This is a genomic window from Aurantiacibacter xanthus (assembly GCF_003584015.1).
Taxonomy (GTDB): Bacteria; Pseudomonadota; Alphaproteobacteria; order Sphingomonadales; family Sphingomonadaceae; genus Alteraurantiacibacter; species Alteraurantiacibacter xanthus.
Window position 1 is genome coordinate 1 of record NZ_QXFM01000085.1, and the last position, 16,455, is coordinate 16,455.

Genomic DNA, 16,455 nt, shown 5'->3' on the forward strand with positions numbered 1-16,455 from the left:
TCGCCCGGCTTCACCAGCTTACGGCGCTGCTTTACCTCGACCACCACCTTGTTGGTGCGTCCGTGGCTGAAGGTCTGCTTGACCTCGCCCGCTTCGACCGAGCGCTTAAGCCCCAGGGGCTTGCGTTCGCGCTTCGGTGTGTCTTCGTTATCGCTCATAAGCCTCGACTATTCCTTCAAATCACATATTCGCGGCGGCTTCGGGGTCAGCGCCGATCGCTTCCCCCTGCCCGCCGTTCTTGGCCGCCGTGGCGGCGCCCAGATAGGTTTGCAAACGCCCCAGCGGAACCGCGACTCGCCCGGCCGATTTGCGATCGGCCAGTGCCAGATGGACGACATTCTCGCGGCCCAATGCCACAGACAGGGCTAGCCGGTCCAGTGGTAGCCTGTCTCCAACAATTCCCGAGCCCACCGCATCGAGCCCGACGCGGTAGGCCTGATCGAGCTTGCGGCAACCATCGTCGCTCGCATCGCGCGCATGATAAAGCGCAGCAATCGCGCCCGAACGCGCCTCGTTGGTGATGCGATCGGAGCCCAGAACCACGCGCCCGGCGCGCATTTCCAGACCCAGCCGGTCGGTCAGCGCTTTTATCAACGCCTGCTCGATCATGTCGGGAAGCCCGGCGGGAATTTCAAGCGGCGCGCCCTTGAACGCGCGCGCCAGCGCTCCCTTCAGCTTGCCGCTGGCCATCGCCTCTTCGAGCGCCGTGCGCGAGGTGCCGAGCCATGCGCCGCGTCCCGGCGCCTTGGCATGGGCGTCGGGCAGCACCAGCCCTTCCGGCGAGATGGCGAGGCGCACGAGATCGTCGCGCCCGCCGGTCTCACCGGTCAGGATGCAGCGGCGTTCGCTCCCGGAATTACCGGAAGCGCACGCGTCAGAGCTGTCGGACCCTAGCGGTTCATTGTGAGGATTCCGCATCAGCGGCCTCCTCAGCTTGGGCGGGCTCAGCCTTGGCCGGTTCTTCGTCTTCGAACCAGTGCGCGCGGGCCGCCATGATGATCTCGTTGCCCTGCTCTTCGGTCAGACCGAAGGTGCCGAGCACACCGCCCTTGTCCTGCTCGCGCTGCGGGCGACGCAGCGGCGGGCCATCGGCGTTCTGGCGGCGACGCGGCGCTTCGCGCTTCTTCGCGATCAGCTCGTCGGTGGCGAGATCGGCCAGGTCATCGAGCGTGGTGATCCCGGCCTTGCCGAGCACCACCAGCATTTCCTCGGTGAGGTGCGGGATTTCGGCGAGAGCATCGTCCACGCCCAGCTCCTTGCGGGCTGCGCGATAGGCTTCGACCTGCCGCTCGATCGCTTCGAGCGCGCGGCTCTGCAGCTCTTCGGCCAGCTCCTCGTCGAAGCCTTCGATCATGGCCAGCTCTGACAGCTCGACATAGGCGACTTCTTCCAGCTCGGTGAAGCCTTCGGCCACCAGCAGCTGCGACAGCGTCTCGTCGACGTCCAGCTCTTCCTCGAACATCTTGGAGCGCTCGGCAAATTCCTTGCTGCGCTTCTCCGAGGCTTCTTCCTCGGTCATGATGTCGATCTGGCTTTCGGTCAGCTGCGAGGCCAGCCGCACGTTCTGGCCGCGCCGGCCAATCGCGAGGCTGAGCTGATCGTCAGGCACGACCACCTCGATCCGGCCCTCTTCCTCGTCGAGCACCACGCGCGCCACGGTGGCGGGCTGCAATGCGTTGACGACGAAGGTGGCGGTATCTTCCGACCACGGAATGATGTCGATCTTCTCGCCCTGCAGCTCCTGCACGACAGCCTGCACGCGGCTGCCCTTCATGCCGACGCAGGCGCCAACCGGGTCGATCGAGCTGTCGTGCGAAATCACACCGATCTTGGCGCGGCTGCCCGGATCGCGGGCGGCGGCCTTGATCTGGATGATGCCGTCGTAAATCTCGGGCACTTCCTGCGCGAACAGCTTCTTCATGAACTCGGGGTGCGCGCGGCTGAGGAAGATCTGCGGACCGCGGTTGTTACGCTCCACCTTCATGATCAGCGCCCGCACCCGCTCGCCGACACGGGCGGCCTCACGCGGGATCTGCTGGTCGCGGCGGATCACGCCCTCGGCGCGGCCGAGGTTGACGATCACATGGCCGAACTCGACCGACTTGATCACGCCGGTGATGACTTCGCCCGCACGATCCTTGAACTCTTCATACTGACGCTCGCGCTCGGCATCGCGGACCTTCTGGAAGATCACCTGCTTGGCGCTCTGCGCGTCGATGCGGCCAAGGTCGACCGGCGGCAGCGGATCGACGATGAAGTCGCCCACCTTGCTGCCCGGCTCGAGCTTCTCGGCCTGGGCGAGATCGACCTGCTTGAAGTAGTCCTCGACCTCTTCCACCACCTCGACCACGCGCCACAGGCGCAGGTCGCCGGTCATCGGGTCGAGCTTGGCGCGAATGTCGTTTTCCGCACCATAACGGTTACGGGCGGACTTCTGGATCGCCTCTTCCATGGCCTCGATGACGATCGCCTTGTCGATCATCTTCTCGGACGCGACCGCATTGGCGATTGCGAGCAGCTCGGCCTTGTTGGCGGAAATCGGACTGGCCATCTTTCCTGTCTACCTTCTTCCTTCACAGCCCCGCTCGGGAGCCCACCTGATTAAACCAAGACCCGCTCGCCCTGAGCTTGTCGAAGGGCCGCCCTTTAATTTCGATCCCGCGCACACGAAGGAAAAGCAATCCTTCGACAGGCTCAGGATGAGCGGACCTGGTGTTACCTATTCTTCTACAACCGCGTCTTCTTCGAATTCGTCCGCGCCTTCCGCATCGAGCGGGAGGGTGGCGGCGATAAGCTTGTCGGTCAGTTCGAGCTGGGCCGAATGAATGTTTGCCAGCGCAACCGCAATCTCGCCGGCCTTGTTATCCCGGATCGTGACGGTCTCGCCCTCGATCCCGAGCAGCTCGCCCTTGAGCTTGCGATGATCGCCGATCTTCTCGACCAGCGAGATCCGCGCCTCGTGCCCGGCCCAGTTGGCATAGTCCTTCGCGCGGGTGAGCGGACGGTCGATGCCGGGGCTGGACACTTCCAGCATATAGGCACCTTCGATCAGCTCGCCCTCTTCTTCCTCAATCGCGTCAATGCGGTTGGAAATGGCGCGCGACAGCGTGGCGCACTGCTCCACGACCATCTGCCCGGTGGCGGGGTCCTCGGCCATGATCTGCAAGGTGCGCTCTTCACCCGAGCCGGCCATCCGCACGCGCACCAGTTCGAAGCCGAGCGTTGCAGCTTCAGGTTCGATGATCGAGATCAGGCGGGTAAGATCGGACAAACAGACTTTCCATCAGAATCGCATCGCAGCATGGGCTTTCGGGCCGGCCCCCGAAGGCGCCAGCATCCAAACCATGTCACGACAATGTCGGGATGAGACGGCAAATAGGCCAGACCCGGCGAAAATGCAATGGGCAAGTTTCCGCCCACCGCCAAACGGCGGTTCAGTAATGCGGGCGCGTCAGCGGATCCTGCGACGGGGGAATGGCCGGATCGGGGCGGGATGCCCAGAAGTCGGCGGTTTGCGAGCCCTCGTCCGACATGTAGCCATCGCCGTCCACGACGTCGTCATCCTCGAAATAGCCGGGCGAAGCCACTGTCGGCGCAACAGTCGGTGCAGGCGCGCTGACAAGCTGCGGGGCATCGCCAGCAGGATCGTCAGATGCTCCGGTGAAGGTGAGGACCAGCCAGACAATCACGCAGATGGCCCCGAGATAGACGATTGCGTTAAGCAGCAGGCCGCCCCAGTCGACCGAGCGCTGGCCGGGCCGGTCGAAGCGTCGCCCGAAGGCGGAGGAGCTAGCCAGCTCGCGATTCGCACCGAGGCGATGGCCGGGCATCCGCTGTCTCATAGGCTGAACTCGCGCTCCTGCTCGCAGCGAAGGGCAATCGGCACTCTGACGCACCGCCCCTTCTGCTTCGTGGCTGACCGGAGGAATTCTAGACCGATAGAGTTTGCAGAGAGGTAAACACGCCCGGCGGTCACTCCTGCTTGTCGATCCCGTGCTTGCGGATGCAGTGGCGCAACTGATCATAGCTGAGGCCGAGCGCCTGCGCGGTCTGGCGCTGATTCCAGCGGTTGCGGCCCAGCGCATGGACGAGAATCGCCCGCTCGTGCGCATCGACCGCCGCGCGCAGATCGTCGATGTCGTCGAATCGGTCGGGCGCTGGCGCCGGCGCACTGGCAGGCGCCGCCGGGGCCGAGATCGCCGAGCGCATCGGGACCGGCTTCCACGGCGACTGGAACGGATCGAACATCACATCGCCGATCGGGCTGGTCCAGTCGTCCCAGCGATAGACCGACCGCTCAACCACATTGCGCAGCTCGCGCACGTTGCCGGGCCAGGGAAACGCCTCCAGCGCCTCGGCCACATGGGCGGCATAGCCGGGCCATTCCTCCCACCCCAGCTCGGCCGCCATGCGGCGACCGAAATAGTCGGCCAGCACCGGCACGTCGCCTTCGCGCACCCGCAAGGGCGGCAGGGTGATGACCTCGAAGCTCAGCCGGTCGAGCAGATCGGCACGGAAGGTGCCCGCCTCGGCGCGCGCGGGCAGATCCTCGTTGGTGGCCGCGACAATCCGCACGTCGACCCGCATCGGACGACTCGACCCGATCCGCGTCACCTCGCCATATTCGACCGCGCGCAACAGCCGTTCCTGCGCGCCCATCGACAGCGTGCCCAACTCATCGAGGAACAGCGTGCCGCGGTCCGCCTCCTCGAATCGCCCTGCCCGCGCCTTGGTCGCGCCGGTGAAGGCCCCGGCCTCGTGGCCGAACAACTCGGCCTCGATCAGCGTTTCGGGCAAGGCCGCGCAGTTCATCGTGACCAGCGGCTCTTCCCAGCGGTCGGACAGGCGGTGAAGGCGCTCGGCGATCAGTTCCTTGCCGGTTCCGCGCTCACCGATCACCAGCACCGGACGCCGCATCGGCGCAGCGCGGCTGGCCCGTTCGACCGCGTCGAGAAAGGCGCTCGATTGCCCGATAAATTGCGTCGCCCGCTCCATGCCCGATTTCTAGCGAATTTCCCCAAGCCTTGGCAATAATTACCAATCACACTGGAGCGGCATTTTTCACAAGCCTATGAAATTTCAGTAAATCGCAAACTGGCACGGCCTTTGCAATAAGTGGGCCGTATAGCAATCAGGAGTTTTCGCCATGTTTCCTTCCCGCTTCTTCGCCAGCGAACTCGGTCAGGCCGCGCTCGTCAGCGTGGCGGCCATGGTGGCCTTCGTTACCTTCACTGCGCTCGCCCCGGCCAGCGCCTCGGCCAACTCCATGGTGGTGCCGATCACCTCGGCGGCGCTCGCATGAGCGGCAAGTCGCCCTTTGACCTCGACGTGCTTGGCAGCAAGGACGCGAAGGCCGATATAGGCACCCGGCTCGATCGCGAGATCGAACGTTTGCGCACCACTCCCACGCCGGTCGCCCGTGCGATCTCTACCGGAGACAGCTTGATGGGAATTTTTTCTCGTACCCGCGACATCATCGCGGCGAACTTTTCAGAACTGCTCGACCAGGCAGACGATCCGGCGAAGATGATCCGCATGATCATCCTCGAAATGGAGGAGACGCTGGTCGAAGTGCGCGCCTCTGCCGCCCGCACCATCGCCGACCAGAAGGAAATGCACCGCCACACGGTGAAGCTCGACCGGTTGCAGGCCGATTGGGGCGACAAGGCCCAGCTCGCGCTGAGCAAGGACCGCGAGGATCTTGCCCGCGCCGCGCTGATGGAACGGCGCAAGGCGGCCGACATGGCCGACCAGCTCAAGGCCGAGATCACCGTGCTCGACGATGCCCTGCGCGCCTATGAGGCCGATATCGCCAAGCTCCAGAGCCGCCTGCGCGAAGCCCGCAGCCGCCAGAGCCAGATCGCGGCCCGCCTCGAAAGCGCGGAAAACCGCTTCAAGCTGCGCAACCTGATGACGAATGAGCGCGTTGACGAGGCACTGGCCCGGTTCGACCAGCTCGAACGCCGGGTCGACTATGCCGAAGGCCGCGCCGATTCGCTGGAAATCGGCGGCAAGGGCAAGAAGACACTCGCCGACGAATTTGCCGAGCTGGAAGGCGGCGACAAGGTCGACGAGGAACTGGAAGAACTGAAGCGCGCGCTGGGCAAGGCCGCGAACAAGGAAGGATAAGCCATGGATGATCTGATACCCTTTTTCGCAGTAGCATCGATCTTCATTGGCCTGCCCTGGATCGTGCTCCACTACGTTACCAAGTGGAAGACCGCCGCGACCATCACCACCGATGACGAGGTGCTGCTGGAAGAGCTCTACCAGCTCGCCAAGCGCCTCGATGAACGGATGGACACGGTCGAACGGCTGGTCGCCTCCGACAACCCCGATTTCAAGCCGGCGCGCATTCACGCCGACCGCGAGGTCGACAATGTCCAGCTGCACGAACTCGAAAAGATGCTCGCCGAGAAGAAAGGAACCCGCGCATGAACTCGCCCCGCACACGGCTGTACCGCGACAAGCAGAACGCCAAGCTGTTCGGCGTCTGCGCCGGGATTGCCGACTATACCGGCGTCGACGCCTTCTGGGTGCGCATGGGCGCAGTGTTCCTCACCTTTGCCACCGGCGGGTGGACAATCCCGGCCTATGTCATCGCCAGCGTCATTCTGAACCAGAAGCCGCCCTATCTCTACGTCGAGCCGGAAGAGACCCGCTACTGGCAGTCGGTCCGGCAGAGCCCGAAGCGTACCGCCCGCGAAATCCGCGCCCGAATGAAGGACGTCGACCGCCGCCTGGCCGAGGTCGAGAGCTACTATGTGAGCAGCAACCCGCGCCTGTCCGCCGAAATCGAACGGCTGCGCTGAGCGGGCAAGCCTCACGCAAACTCAAGGGGATAAGACGATGGGTGACCTGACAGGACTGATCGGCGTGATGATCCCGATTTTCGCGCTGTGCATTCCGATGGTGGTGGTCTGGACCAAGCACAAACAGAAGATCGCAGAGCTCCAGCTTCACACCACCGCGAACGACACCGCCGAACGCGCCGCGCAATATGCCGCGCAGGTGCAGAAGCTGGAGGACCGGGTGCGGGTGCTCGAACGCATCGTGACCGACGGCGGCTACAATGTCGCCACCCAGATCGAGGCCCTGCGCGACACGCGCAAGGTGGAAGAAAACAACAGCGGCATCCCGCTTGACCTGCCGACGAAGGAGCGCGTGCAATGAGCATGTGGACGATGATTTTCCTGCTGGCGATCTGCGGCATGGCCTATGCCGCCTGGAACAAGCATCAGGAGACCAAGCAGGGCGTGGTGCGCGACATGTGGGGCAACCCGGTGTCGGGCGGCAGTGCCAGCCGTGCCCGCGAAAGCGAGATGCAGCGCGAAATCGCCGATCTGCGCGACCGCATCAAGGTGCTCGAACGGATCGCCACCGAGGATCGCGAAAGCCTGAGCCTCGCCCGCGAAATCGAGCAGCTGCGTGACGAAAGGAGCAAGACGCTGTGAGCGAGACCATGCTGATCGCGCTGAGTGCGGTGCTGGCGCTGTCGATCCTTGCCGGGGCGGCGCTGATGATGTGGCAGGGCTGGCTCGCGCTCAAGCTGCGCGAGCTGGAGACAGGACGCATTGCGCCCGAGCACTTCGGCGGATCGCGCGAAGGCGCGGCCCGGATCGAGATTGCCGACCTCAAGGAGCGCATCCGCAAGCTTGAGGCCATCGCCAGCGGGGTGGATTTGTGAGTAATCGCCCTTCCCGCTCATGCTGAGCCCTTCGACAGGCTCAGGGGAGCCTTGTCGAAGCATTGCCTTTTCTTCTAGCGACACGCGGAAACCGAAAGACAATCCTTCGACAAGCTCAGGATGAGCGGTAACAGGTGCCCATGCGAAGCCTCCAAGATATCCACGAGGAATACGATTTCCTCGACGCCGACGAACGCTATCGCCTGCTGATCGAGCTGGGCCGCGAGCTGGAAGAAATGCCCGCCGCGCTCAAGACCGACGCCACGCTGGTGCGCGGGTGCTCGGCGCAGGTCTGGGTCTATCCCACCGGCGATGCCGAGAAACTGCACTTCCTCGCTGACAGCAACGCCGCGATCACCAAGGGGATCGTCGCGCTGGTGGTCTCGGCGGTGCAGGACAAGGCCGCCGCCGAAGTCGCCGCGATGGACGTCGCCGCAGCACTCGAGCCGTTCGACCTCAGGAACCAGCTTTCCTCCAACCGCACGCAGGGCGTCCCCAACATGATCGCGCTGGTGCGCGAACACGCCGCGCGGATCGCGGGCGCCTGACATGAACAGCCGGCTCTGGACCCTCGCCGGAGCGTTCTTCTTCTGCCTAGGCTGGATCGGCATCGTGCTGCCGCTGATGCCCGGCTTCGTGTTTCTGCTGGCGGCGCTGTACTGCTTCCTGCGCGGCCATCCCGAATGGGCCGAGCGGATGCAGAACCACAAGGTCTATGGCCCACCCTTGCGCGACTGGCGCGAGCGGCGCGCGATCTCGCGCAAGGCCAAGAAGTCGGCGGTGATCGCCATGGCCATTGCCGGAGCGATCACCACGGCCATGGTAGGCTTTCCGATTGCGCTGATCCCGCTCACCTGCCTTGCCGCCGTCGCCGTATGGCTGTGGACGCGCAAGGAAGCCTGAGCGCCTGGAGCGGGACGTTAGAGCATCGACTCGCATAGCCCTTCCCCTTGGGGAAGGGTTGGGATGGGGGGGGGGCCAGCGTCGAGCCCCCACCCCCAGCCCCTCCCCAAGGGGAGGGGAGTAAGGCAGACTAGGGTAATGTCATCAAAGTCTAAAGGTTGCGTCCGACTGGCTGCGCGCTTTCGCGCACCACGGCGATCCCCGCCTCGCGCTGGCGGCGCAACTCGGCCTTCAACTTCGCCGGGTCCTGCGCCCAGACGAAGCCGAAGCTCACTCCGCCCTCCTTGCCGACGGTCGCGTGGTGGAGCCGGTGCGCCTGCACCAGCCGCTTGGCATAGCCCTTCTTGGGCACCCAATGGAAATAGCGCTGGTGGACCAGCCCATCGTGCACCAGCGTATAGATGATGCCGTAAAACAGGATGCCGAGCCCGATCCACGTCGCGGGCCACCATGCCCCCTCGCCCATCACCAGCGGCGAGCCGAGCGCAAACATCGAAATGCTCATCGCCGCGCCAACCAGCGCGTAAAGGTCGTTCCGTTCAAGAACATGGTCGTGCGGCTCGTGATGGTCGCGATGCCAGCCCCAGCCCCAGCCATGCATGATGTACTTGTGGCTCGCCCAGGCGACCCACTCCATCCACGCGACGGTGGCCAGCACGATGAGCACGGGAGCGAGAATGTCGGTCATGGCCGGACTATAGGCCCGCGCGCCGCGCCTTACCAGACAGGCGCCGGTCACTCGCCGCGGTAGATATCCTGCTTGCGCGGGAGGCCGAAACACTGCTCGGCCACGTCGCGGTCAATCCGCGAGGGGCGCAGGCTGTCCTTGTCAAGACAGCACCACATGCTCTTGATCTCGGCCAGAACTTCCTCACCGCGTTCGATCACGGTATTGTAAAACGCACGTGCTCCGGCGACCTTTTCCAGCACCGTGGTGGCGTTGATATCGTCGGCCAGAAAGGCGGGCTTGCGGTAGGTGATCTCGTGCTTGAGCGCGACCCATGCGATGCGCGCCGCCTCTTCCGCCGGGGCCAGCTTGTGCCAGTGCGCCAGCACCACATCCTGCACCCAGCCCAGATAACGGGCATTGTTGACGTGCCCCATGAAGTCGATGTCATCGGCTTCGATGGTGATCGGCATGGTGTGGGAGTTCGCGGTCATAAGTTTCAAATAGCTACCGGAGACACTTTTGCCAAGGTGTCTATTATGCCGCACCAACGCCGACTTGGCGAGCGCTGACTTGGCGGGGGGGCAAAGGCTCGCTATCTGCCCCCATTATGACCGCCAGAACGCTCTACGAAAAAATCTGGGATGCCCACGTTGTCGCTCAGCGCGAGGACGGCACCTGCCTGATCTTCATCGATCGCCATATCATCCACGAGGTGACCAGCCCGCAGGCCTTCGAGGCGCTACGCAAGGCGGGCCGCAAGGTGCGCCGCCCCGAGCTGACGCTGGCAGTGCCCGACCACAACCTGCCAACGACCGCGCGTGTCGATGCGGCGGGCAAGCGCATTCCGATCGCCGACCCGCAGAGCGCCCAGCAGCTCACCGCGCTGGAAGAGAACACCCGCGAATTCGGCATTCACTACTTCGGCGCCACCTCCCCCCAGCAGGGGATCGTCCACGTGGTCGGGCCCGAGCAGGGTTTCTCGCTGCCCGGCACCACCATCGTCTGCGGCGATTCGCACACCGCCTGCCACGGCGGTGTGGGCGCGCTGGCCTTCGGGATCGGCACCAGCGAGGTCGAGCACGTGCTGGCCACGCAGACGCTGCAGCTGCGCAAGTCGAAGACCATGGAAGTGCGCGTCGAAGGCGATCTCGGCCCCGGCGTCACCGCCAAGGATCTGATCATGCACATCGTCGGCACTATCGGCACGGCAGGCGGCACCGGCCACGTGATCGAGTATCGCGGCAAGGTGTTCGAGCAGATGAGCATCGAGGCGCGCCTCACCGTCTGCAACATGAGCATTGAGGGCGGCGCACGCGCAGGCCTGATCGCGCCCGACGAAACCACCTTCGCCTATCTGAAAGACCGTCCGCTTGCCCCGAAGGGCGCCGAGTGGGACGAGGCCGTCGCCTACTGGAAGACGCTCCACACCGACGAAGGCGCAACGTTCGACAAGTCGGTGGTGATCGACGCCACCCTGATCGAGCCGACCGTCACCTGGGGCACCAGCCCCGAGGACACCGTTGGCATTTCGGGCGAGGTGCCCGATCCGATGAGCTTTGCCGATCCGAACAAGCAGCGCGCGGCGCAGGCGAGCCTTGAGTACATGGGCCTCACGCCCGGTCAGAAGCTGGCCGAGGTCGAGGTGCAGAACATCTTCATCGGCTCGTGCACCAACAGCCGCATCGAGGACATGCGCGCCGCCGCCGAAGTGCTGCGCGGGCGCAAGGTTCACCCGAACATCAAGTGGGGCATCGTGGTGCCCGGATCGGGCCTCGTGAAGCTGCAGGCCGAGGCCGAGGGGCTCGACAAGGTGTTCACCGAAGCAGGGCTGGAATGGCGCGAGCCGGGCTGCTCGGCCTGCCTCGGCATGAATCCCGACAAGGTGCCGCCGGGCGAACGCTCGGCCTCGACCAGCAACCGCAACTTCGTCGGCCGGCAGGGTCCGGGCGCGCGTACGCACCTCGTCTCGCCCGCCATGGCGGCGGCGGCGGCGGTGACCGGACGCCTTACCGACGTGCGCGAACTGGCGCGTGAGCCTGCGTAAAAGCGGGTTCGGCGCGGTCGTCGATGACGACACGCGCCTCGTCATCCTCGGCTCGCTGCCGGGCGAACGCTCGCTTGCCGAGCGGCGCTATTATGCGCATCCGGGCAATGGCTTCTGGCACCTCGTCGGCGCGGTGATCTCCTGCGATCTGGTCTCGCGCGACTACGCGGCGCGGCTCGACACCCTGCGCGCCCACCGCATCGGCCTGTGGGACGTGGTCGCCTCGGCCGAGCGCAGCGGCAGCCTCGACACCGCCATTCGCGCGCATGAGGCGAACCCGCTCGCGGACTTCGCCGCCAGCCTGCCCAACCTGCGCGCCCTCGCCTTCAACGGCGCGAAGGCCGCCGCGATCGGGCGCAGGCAACTCGCCGGACAAGCCGCACCCGACCTGATCGACCTGCCCTCCTCCAGTGCCGCCTATGCCGCCATGCCGCTTGCGGAAAAGGCCAGCCGCTGGATGAGCTTGCGCAAATTTGTCGGCTGACCCTTGCAACCGCGGCCGCGCGCGCGCATTTGGCCTCATTATGACCAAGACCAAGCTCCCTGGCGGAAAGGCTGCCATCGCCGGCGCTGCCATCGGCTCGGCCGCTATTGCCGCGGCGCTGCTGTTCACCTCGCGCAAGAAGAAGAAGGTTAACGAGGCGGAGCAGGCCCCGGCCCTCCCCTCCGGCGAAGCACCGGAAACCGACTGATGGAACAGGTGAACGAGGTCGAAGGCCGCGCCTATCCGTTCGGGATGAAGAACGTCGATACCGACATCATCATCCCCGCCCACTTCCTGAAGACCATCACCCGCGACGGGCTTGGCGAAGGCGCTTTCGAAGCGCTGCGCAAGGACGGCGATTCGGTGTTCGACGACCCTGAATTCGCCGGTGCTCCGATTATCATCGCGGGCGACAACTTCGGCTGCGGATCGAGCCGCGAACACGCCGCCTGGGCCCTGCTCGACATGGGCGTGAAGGCAGTCATCGCGCCGAGCTTCTCGGACATTTTCAGCGGCAACGCCTTCAAGAACGGCATTCTCACCGTGGCCCTGCCGCAAGAGGCGGTCGACCGGCTGATGGAAGTCGCCCAGAGCGATCCCATCACCATCAACCTCGAAAATCAGAGCGTCAGCACGCCGTTTCAGGATCGCTGGACCTTCGAGATCGATCCGTTCCGCAAGAACTGCCTGCTCGAAGGGCTCGACGAAGTCGGATTGACGCTGCAAAGCGATGCCGTAATCAGCGCCTACGAGGGCCGCCTGCGCCGCGAACAACCGTGGGTGGCCAACGGCACGAAGGCGGCCGCCTAGTTTTTCGATCAGAGGATCACACGCATGACCACGTTTAACGACCGCGAGCGCGCCGAAGAGGCCAAGTTCGCCATGGACGAGAACACCGCCTTCCGCATCGCCGCCCGCCGCAACCGGCTGCTCGGCGAATGGGCGGCCCAGTTGATGAACCTCACGCCCGAGGAAACCGAAGCCTACAAAAAGGCGGTCGTTCAGGCCGACTTCGAGGAAGCCGGTGACGAGGATGTGATCCGCAAGGTGCTGGGCGACCTCATCCAGGCAGGCTGCGATGTCGACGAAGCCACGGTGCGCGCGCAGCTCGCGGAAAAGTCGGTCGAGGCGCGCCGCCAGCTGATGAGCGAGAGCTGAGGCCCAGGCTGATGGCAATGCCCGCAGCCGAAATCGAGGCGCTGATCCGCGCCGCCCTGCCCGATGCCGAGGTCGAGATGATCGACCTGGCGGGCGACAACGACCACTGGCACGCGCGAGTCACCAGCGCCGCCTTCGTCGGCAAGAGCCGCGTGGCGCAACACAAGATGGTCTATGCCGCAATCGGTGAACGGGTGGGCGGGGAACTGCATGCCTTGCAAGTGACCACGGCCGTGCCCAAGTAATTGTCATGATGAAATTTACCAGTGAGTGCCCCCATGTCTGATATCAACGCCCGCCTTGCCAAGATCGTCGGCGATTCCGATGTCGTGCTGTTCATGAAGGGAACGCCGCTGTTCCCGCAGTGCGGCTTTTCCAGCCGCGCGGTGGCCATCCTCGACCATTGCAACGTCGCCTTCGACAGCGTCGACGTGTTGCAGGACATGGAAGTGCGTCAGGGCATCAAGTCTTTCTCCGACTGGCCGACCATTCCCCAGCTCTATGTGAAGGGTGAGTTCGTCGGCGGCTCGGACATCATGATGGAAATGTACGAAGCGGGCGAATTGCAGGCCCTGCTCGACGAAAAGCAGGTCGCCAAGGCCTCCTGACCAGTTGCCCGGCCCCTTGCGAGGGGCGCTATGCACGCTCTGATCCGCTGCCGGGCTCATGTCCGGCGGCGGATTTTCGTATGCGCCACGGCTTTGGCCCGGCCGCACCTGATTGCAGCGTTGCCGGGGAGCTTCGGGAATGTCCGGGTGAGGCGGGGCCGGGAGACAGGTTGGGACCGGTGGGGGGATCGACCCCGCCTCTAAGGAAGACCTCGAAAGGTACGCCTTATTAAGAGCACGGCGCGTGCCAGTTTTTGCGAAGCCGCCAATCTGGCGCCACCCGATGGTTCGCAAAAAGTTAACGAGGGGCGAGGCTGTCAAAAATCCCGACAAATGCCTTCATTGTCGTACCCCTCCGGCGAGGGCCGCCTTGCGTGGATAGGTATCGAGCGCTCTTAAGCGTGCTCTTGTGAGCGCGCTTAGGAGTGGTCGATGGGTCAGGTGACGGTGTTTTCGGGGCCGGAGCGGCGGCGGCGGTGGAGCGATGAGGAGCGGCTGCAGATCCTGTCCGAGGCTTTCGCGCCGGGCGCGTGCGTTGCCCAGGTGTGCCGACGGCACGATATTTCTTCGGCGCTGATCTACACCTGGCGGCGCAAGTTGCTCGATGCAGGCGTGGAGCGGGAAGCAGAGCTGCCCGAGGCACTTCCGACGCCGGTGTTCGCCGAAGCGGTGATCGACGAAGATGTGATGGCGGCCGGCGCTGCCGAGCACCCCGCGATGATCATCGACCTGCCGCGCGGCAAGCGGCTGAGCATTTTCGCGGCGGCACCGCCGGCCCTGGTCGCTGCGGCGCTGAAGGGGCTGCGATGATCCCTTCGGGCGCGCGGGTGTGGATCGCGCTCGGCCACACGGATATGCGCAAGGGCATGCAGGGCCTGGCGCTGCTGGTGCAGCAGGGTCTCAAGCGTAATCCGCACGGCGGCGATCTGTTCGTGTTCCGTGGCCGCGCAGGCTCGCTGATCAAGATCATCTGGCACGACGGGATCGGCATGTCGCTCTACGCCAAGCGGCTAGAGAAGGGCCGGTTCGTATGGCCCTCAGCGACTGAGGGAACGGTGTCGCTGACCCCCTCGCAGCTGGCCTGCCTGCTGGAGGGGATCGACTGGCGCAACCCGCAGTATACATGGCGGCCACAGAGCGCCGGATAATCGGCGCGAGGCGGTGTTTTGCCCTTGCAGCAGAGGGTGGATGATGATTCACTCCGGTCTATGGAAGCCGCCATTTCGCCCCTTCCGGACGACGTTGAAGCGCTCAAGGCGCTGGTGGCGGCGATGGCCCGCAAGGCCGATGAGGCAGAGGCCAAGCTTGCCAACGCCATGGCCCACCAGAGCGCCATCGAGGCGCTGATCGCTCACCTCAAGCTGCAGATCGCCAAGCTCAAGCGCGAGCAGTATGGCCCCAGCGCCGAACGCAGCCGCCGTCTGCTCGACCAGATGGAGCTGCAGCTCGAAGAGCTCGAGGCTGATGCCGCCGAAGACGACCTGATCGCCGAGGGAGCGGCGGCCAAGACCGCCACGGTCACCGCCTTCGAGCGCAAGCGCCCGGCAAGGAAGCCGTTCCCCGAGCATCTGCCGCGCGAGCGCGTCGTGGTGCCTGCGCCCTGTTCCTGCCCGGCATGCGGTGGGGATCGGCTCTCGAAGCTCGGCGAGGACGTCACCGAGACACTCGAGGTGATCCCGCGCTCGTGGAAGGTGATCCAGACGGTGCGCGAGAAGTTCTCGTGCCGCGACTGCGAGAAGATCGCGCAGGCCCCCGCGCCCTTCCATGTGGTGCCCCGCGGATGGGCCGGACCCAGCTTCCTCGCGATGCTCCTGTTCGAGAAGTATGGACAGCACCAGCCCCTCAACCGCCAGGCCGAGCGGTTTGCCCGCGAAGGCGTGCCGCTCAGCCTCTCGACTCTTGCCGATCAGGTCGGGGCAGCTGCCCATGCGCTGATTCCGATCTACAAGCTCATCGAGACGCATGTTCTGGCTGCAAACCGGATCCACGGTGACGATACCACCGTGCCGGTCATGGCGAAGGGCAAGACCGATACGGCGCGATTATGGGTTTACGTACGCGATGATCGTCCCTTTGCAGGCACCGATCCTCCAGCTGCCCTGTTCCACTATTCGCGCGATCGGCGCGGCGAGCACCCGCAAGCCCATCTCGCGGCATGGTCCGGCATCCTGCAGGCCGATGCCTATAGTGGCTACAACGATCTCTATCGCGGGGACCGCGCCCCCGGTCCCGTGCTGGAAGCGGGCTGCTTTGCTCATGCGAGGCGCAAGTTCTTCGAGCTCGCCGATGTCCTGAGCTCAGCCCGCAAGAAGAGCCGCGGCCAGCGCGGCAGCATCTATCCGATCGCGCTCGAAGCCGTGCAGCGTCTCGACGCCCTGTTCGACATCGAGCGCGGCATCAACGGCAAGAGTCCTGCCGAGCGGCTCGCAGTCCGTCAGGAACTCAGCGCGCCGCTGATGGCCGAGCTCCACACCTGGCTTACCGCGCAGGTCGCCAAGCTATCGCGCGGTCATGACCTCACCAAGGCCTGCTTCTACATGCTGAAGCGCTGGGATGCGTTCACCCGCTTCCTCGACGATGGCCGCATCTGCCTCACCAACAACGCCGCCGAGCGCGCGCTGCGCTGCATCCCGCTTGGCCGCAAGGCATGGCTGTTCTGCGGATCCGATCGTGGCGGGCAACGCGCCGCCATCATCTACACCCTGATCCAGACCGCGAAGCTGGGCGACGTCGATCCGCAGGCATGGCTTGCTGATGTCCTCGCACGCATCGCCGATCATCCTGCCACCCGGCTCGACGAACTCCTGCCCTGGAACTGGGCGCCCCGTCCGAACGCGATCGCCGCGTAACCCGACCTACACTCCGGTCGGCATCACGCTGCGGCCTTCACCGGACGGATAC

At 64.9% G+C, this 16,455-nt stretch carries 27 protein-coding genes; 19 read left to right on the plus strand and 8 right to left on the minus strand.

What is annotated here, in order from left to right; translation table 11 throughout:
• From D2V17_RS09315 to pspF, 6 genes are all read right to left on the minus strand, one after another.
• The coding region (locus tag D2V17_RS09315; protein WP_147367317.1) for a translation initiation factor IF-2 associated domain-containing protein at positions 1 to 158 on the minus strand (158 nt) is incomplete at its 3' end.
• Positions 159 to 180: 22 nt separating this feature from the next.
• On the minus strand, positions 181 to 918 hold the full coding sequence (locus tag D2V17_RS09320) for a DUF448 domain-containing protein (protein WP_119592713.1): 738 nt from the start codon (positions 916 to 918) through the stop codon (positions 181 to 183).
• Entirely contained in the window at positions 899 to 2,551 is a 1,653-nt protein-coding gene (gene nusA, locus D2V17_RS09325) for a transcription termination factor NusA (protein WP_119592714.1), read from the minus strand. Before nusA ends, D2V17_RS09320 begins: the two co-directional genes overlap by 20 nt.
• A 168-nt stretch (positions 2,552 to 2,719) precedes the next feature.
• The gene (gene rimP, locus D2V17_RS09330) at positions 2,720 to 3,271 is read right to left on the minus strand and encodes a ribosome maturation protein RimP (protein WP_119592715.1); all 552 of its coding nucleotides are present in this window, start codon (positions 3,269 to 3,271) and stop codon (positions 2,720 to 2,722) included.
• A 163-nt stretch (positions 3,272 to 3,434) separates the two neighbouring features.
• On the minus strand, positions 3,435 to 3,842 hold the full coding sequence (locus D2V17_RS09335; protein WP_147367319.1) for a hypothetical protein: 408 nt from the start codon (positions 3,840 to 3,842) through the stop codon (positions 3,435 to 3,437).
• Positions 3,843 to 3,972: 130 nt separating this feature from the next.
• Positions 3,973 to 4,995, minus strand: coding sequence for a phage shock protein operon transcriptional activator (gene pspF, locus D2V17_RS09340; protein ID WP_119592717.1), 1,023 nt, complete (start codon positions 4,993 to 4,995; stop codon positions 3,973 to 3,975).
• Between the two features lie 151 nt (positions 4,996 to 5,146).
• On the opposite strand from pspF, the gene D2V17_RS21320 reads away from it, so the two are divergent.
• The 9 genes from D2V17_RS21320 to D2V17_RS09380 all read left to right on the plus strand — a co-directional run bounded on the left by D2V17_RS21320 (position 5,147) and on the right by D2V17_RS09380 (position 8,590).
• Entirely contained in the window at positions 5,147 to 5,302 is a 156-nt protein-coding gene (locus tag D2V17_RS21320) for a hypothetical protein (RefSeq protein WP_191229140.1), read from the plus strand.
• Positions 5,299 to 6,129, plus strand: a complete 831-nt coding sequence (gene pspA / locus D2V17_RS09345) for a phage shock protein PspA (protein WP_119592718.1) — start codon at positions 5,299 to 5,301, stop codon at positions 6,127 to 6,129. The genes D2V17_RS21320 and pspA overlap by 4 nt, the downstream gene beginning before the upstream one ends.
• 3 nt (positions 6,130 to 6,132) lie before the next feature.
• Complete coding sequence (pspB, locus tag D2V17_RS09350) at positions 6,133 to 6,438, plus strand: envelope stress response membrane protein PspB (protein WP_119592719.1); 306 nt, start codon at positions 6,133 to 6,135, stop codon at positions 6,436 to 6,438.
• Positions 6,435 to 6,812 (plus strand): envelope stress response membrane protein PspC, encoded by a 378-nt coding sequence (gene pspC, locus D2V17_RS09355; protein WP_119592720.1) that lies wholly within the window; start codon positions 6,435 to 6,437, stop codon positions 6,810 to 6,812. The genes pspB and pspC overlap by 4 nt, the downstream gene beginning before the upstream one ends.
• 37 nt (positions 6,813 to 6,849) lie before the next feature.
• Positions 6,850 to 7,173 carry a hypothetical protein gene (locus D2V17_RS09360; RefSeq protein ID WP_245978646.1) on the plus strand — a complete coding sequence of 108 codons (324 nt, stop codon included), beginning with the start codon at positions 6,850 to 6,852 and terminating at the stop codon, positions 7,171 to 7,173.
• Complete coding sequence (locus tag D2V17_RS09365) at positions 7,170 to 7,454, plus strand: hypothetical protein (protein ID WP_119592721.1); 285 nt, start codon at positions 7,170 to 7,172, stop codon at positions 7,452 to 7,454. Before D2V17_RS09360 ends, D2V17_RS09365 begins: the two co-directional genes overlap by 4 nt.
• Positions 7,455 to 7,462: 8 nt before the next feature.
• Positions 7,463 to 7,687 carry a hypothetical protein gene (locus D2V17_RS09370; protein ID WP_119592734.1) on the plus strand — a complete coding sequence of 75 codons (225 nt, stop codon included), beginning with the start codon at positions 7,463 to 7,465 and terminating at the stop codon, positions 7,685 to 7,687.
• Positions 7,688 to 7,827: 140 nt separating this feature from the next.
• Positions 7,828 to 8,235: a SufE family protein gene (locus D2V17_RS09375; protein ID WP_119592722.1), complete on the plus strand. Its 408-nt coding sequence runs from the start codon at positions 7,828 to 7,830 to the stop codon at positions 8,233 to 8,235.
• A 1-nt stretch (position 8,236) separates the two neighbouring features.
• Positions 8,237 to 8,590, plus strand: a complete 354-nt coding sequence (locus D2V17_RS09380; protein ID WP_119592723.1) for a YbaN family protein — start codon at positions 8,237 to 8,239, stop codon at positions 8,588 to 8,590.
• Between the two features lie 151 nt (positions 8,591 to 8,741).
• On the opposite strand, the gene D2V17_RS09385 is transcribed toward D2V17_RS09380, so the two are convergent.
• Together D2V17_RS09385 and D2V17_RS09390 are read right to left on the minus strand one after the other, a co-directional pair.
• The gene (locus tag D2V17_RS09385; RefSeq protein ID WP_119592724.1) at positions 8,742 to 9,278 is read right to left on the minus strand and encodes a sterol desaturase family protein; all 537 of its coding nucleotides are present in this window, start codon (positions 9,276 to 9,278) and stop codon (positions 8,742 to 8,744) included.
• A gap of 47 nt (positions 9,279 to 9,325) precedes the next feature.
• The gene (locus D2V17_RS09390; protein WP_119592725.1) at positions 9,326 to 9,751 is read right to left on the minus strand and encodes an acyl-CoA thioesterase; all 426 of its coding nucleotides are present in this window, start codon (positions 9,749 to 9,751) and stop codon (positions 9,326 to 9,328) included.
• Between the two features lie 116 nt (positions 9,752 to 9,867).
• Here D2V17_RS09390 and leuC point away from each other — a divergent pair, with 116 nt between their 5' ends.
• The 10 genes from leuC (at position 9,868) to tnpC (ending at position 16,403) form a co-directional block, all read left to right on the plus strand.
• Complete coding sequence (gene leuC / locus D2V17_RS09395; protein ID WP_119592726.1) at positions 9,868 to 11,304, plus strand: 3-isopropylmalate dehydratase large subunit; 1,437 nt, start codon at positions 9,868 to 9,870, stop codon at positions 11,302 to 11,304.
• On the plus strand, positions 11,291 to 11,788 hold the full coding sequence (locus tag D2V17_RS09400) for a DNA-deoxyinosine glycosylase (RefSeq protein ID WP_119592727.1): 498 nt from the start codon (positions 11,291 to 11,293) through the stop codon (positions 11,786 to 11,788). The genes leuC and D2V17_RS09400 overlap by 14 nt, the downstream gene beginning before the upstream one ends.
• Before the next feature lie 40 nt (positions 11,789 to 11,828).
• A complete protein-coding gene (locus D2V17_RS09405) occupies positions 11,829 to 11,996 on the plus strand; it encodes an isopropylmalate isomerase (protein ID WP_119592728.1) in 168 nt (55 codons plus the stop codon).
• Positions 11,996 to 12,598 carry a 3-isopropylmalate dehydratase small subunit gene (gene leuD / locus D2V17_RS09410; protein ID WP_119592729.1) on the plus strand — a complete coding sequence of 201 codons (603 nt, stop codon included), beginning with the start codon at positions 11,996 to 11,998 and terminating at the stop codon, positions 12,596 to 12,598. The genes D2V17_RS09405 and leuD overlap by 1 nt, the downstream gene beginning before the upstream one ends.
• Positions 12,599 to 12,622: 24 nt before the next feature.
• On the plus strand, positions 12,623 to 12,946 hold the full coding sequence (locus tag D2V17_RS09415; protein WP_119592730.1) for a DUF1476 domain-containing protein: 324 nt from the start codon (positions 12,623 to 12,625) through the stop codon (positions 12,944 to 12,946).
• A gap of 11 nt (positions 12,947 to 12,957) precedes the next feature.
• The gene (locus tag D2V17_RS09420) at positions 12,958 to 13,191 is read left to right on the plus strand and encodes a BolA/IbaG family iron-sulfur metabolism protein (RefSeq protein WP_119592731.1); all 234 of its coding nucleotides are present in this window, start codon (positions 12,958 to 12,960) and stop codon (positions 13,189 to 13,191) included.
• Positions 13,192 to 13,224: 33 nt separating this feature from the next.
• Positions 13,225 to 13,554, plus strand: coding sequence for a Grx4 family monothiol glutaredoxin (gene grxD / locus D2V17_RS09425; RefSeq protein WP_119592732.1), 330 nt, complete (start codon positions 13,225 to 13,227; stop codon positions 13,552 to 13,554).
• A gap of 432 nt (positions 13,555 to 13,986) precedes the next feature.
• A complete protein-coding gene (tnpA, locus tag D2V17_RS09430) occupies positions 13,987 to 14,364 on the plus strand; it encodes an IS66-like element accessory protein TnpA (RefSeq protein WP_066843951.1) in 378 nt (125 codons plus the stop codon).
• Positions 14,361 to 14,702 carry an IS66 family insertion sequence element accessory protein TnpB gene (gene tnpB / locus D2V17_RS09435; RefSeq protein WP_119592682.1) on the plus strand — a complete coding sequence of 114 codons (342 nt, stop codon included), beginning with the start codon at positions 14,361 to 14,363 and terminating at the stop codon, positions 14,700 to 14,702. The genes tnpA and tnpB overlap by 4 nt, the downstream gene beginning before the upstream one ends.
• 60 nt (positions 14,703 to 14,762) lie before the next feature.
• A complete protein-coding gene (gene tnpC / locus D2V17_RS09440; RefSeq protein ID WP_119592683.1) occupies positions 14,763 to 16,403 on the plus strand; it encodes an IS66 family transposase in 1,641 nt (546 codons plus the stop codon).
• Positions 16,404 to 16,455 lie beyond the last annotated feature (52 nt).

Bases quoted from the DNA above. Each gene is read 5' to 3' on its own strand.
- pspA (WP_119592718.1), top strand. From the start codon at position 5,299: ATGAGCGGCAAGTCGCCCTTTGACCTCGACGTGCTTGGCAGCAAGGAC.
- D2V17_RS09420 (WP_119592731.1), top strand. From the start codon at position 12,958: ATGGCAATGCCCGCAGCCGAAATCGAGGCGCTGATCCGCGCCGCCCTG.
- tnpA (WP_066843951.1), top strand. From the start codon at position 13,987: ATGGGTCAGGTGACGGTGTTTTCGGGGCCGGAGCGGCGGCGGCGGTGG.
- D2V17_RS09360 (WP_245978646.1), top strand. From the start codon at position 6,850: ATGGGTGACCTGACAGGACTGATCGGCGTGATGATCCCGATTTTCGCG.
- D2V17_RS09390 (WP_119592725.1), bottom strand. From the start codon at position 9,751: ATGACCGCGAACTCCCACACCATGCCGATCACCATCGAAGCCGATGAC.
- pspB (WP_119592719.1), top strand. From the start codon at position 6,133: ATGGATGATCTGATACCCTTTTTCGCAGTAGCATCGATCTTCATTGGC.
- D2V17_RS09380 (WP_119592723.1), top strand. From the start codon at position 8,237: ATGAACAGCCGGCTCTGGACCCTCGCCGGAGCGTTCTTCTTCTGCCTA.
- D2V17_RS09370 (WP_119592734.1), top strand. From the start codon at position 7,463: ATGCTGATCGCGCTGAGTGCGGTGCTGGCGCTGTCGATCCTTGCCGGG.
- D2V17_RS09385 (WP_119592724.1), bottom strand. From the start codon at position 9,278: ATGACCGACATTCTCGCTCCCGTGCTCATCGTGCTGGCCACCGTCGCG.
- tnpC (WP_119592683.1), top strand. From the start codon at position 14,763: ATGGAAGCCGCCATTTCGCCCCTTCCGGACGACGTTGAAGCGCTCAAG.
- grxD (WP_119592732.1), top strand. From the start codon at position 13,225: ATGTCTGATATCAACGCCCGCCTTGCCAAGATCGTCGGCGATTCCGAT.
- tnpB (WP_119592682.1), top strand. From the start codon at position 14,361: ATGATCCCTTCGGGCGCGCGGGTGTGGATCGCGCTCGGCCACACGGAT.
- pspF (WP_119592717.1), bottom strand. From the start codon at position 4,995: ATGGAGCGGGCGACGCAATTTATCGGGCAATCGAGCGCCTTTCTCGAC.
- leuD (WP_119592729.1), top strand. From the start codon at position 11,996: ATGGAACAGGTGAACGAGGTCGAAGGCCGCGCCTATCCGTTCGGGATG.
- D2V17_RS09375 (WP_119592722.1), top strand. From the start codon at position 7,828: ATGCGAAGCCTCCAAGATATCCACGAGGAATACGATTTCCTCGACGCC.
- D2V17_RS09320 (WP_119592713.1), bottom strand. From the start codon at position 918: ATGCGGAATCCTCACAATGAACCGCTAGGGTCCGACAGCTCTGACGCG.
- D2V17_RS09415 (WP_119592730.1), top strand. From the start codon at position 12,623: ATGACCACGTTTAACGACCGCGAGCGCGCCGAAGAGGCCAAGTTCGCC.
- leuC (WP_119592726.1), top strand. From the start codon at position 9,868: ATGACCGCCAGAACGCTCTACGAAAAAATCTGGGATGCCCACGTTGTC.
- D2V17_RS09335 (WP_147367319.1), bottom strand. From the start codon at position 3,842: ATGAGACAGCGGATGCCCGGCCATCGCCTCGGTGCGAATCGCGAGCTG.
- nusA (WP_119592714.1), bottom strand. From the start codon at position 2,551: ATGGCCAGTCCGATTTCCGCCAACAAGGCCGAGCTGCTCGCAATCGCC.
- pspC (WP_119592720.1), top strand. From the start codon at position 6,435: ATGAACTCGCCCCGCACACGGCTGTACCGCGACAAGCAGAACGCCAAG.
- D2V17_RS09365 (WP_119592721.1), top strand. From the start codon at position 7,170: ATGAGCATGTGGACGATGATTTTCCTGCTGGCGATCTGCGGCATGGCC.
- D2V17_RS09405 (WP_119592728.1), top strand. From the start codon at position 11,829: ATGACCAAGACCAAGCTCCCTGGCGGAAAGGCTGCCATCGCCGGCGCT.
- D2V17_RS21320 (WP_191229140.1), top strand. From the start codon at position 5,147: ATGTTTCCTTCCCGCTTCTTCGCCAGCGAACTCGGTCAGGCCGCGCTC.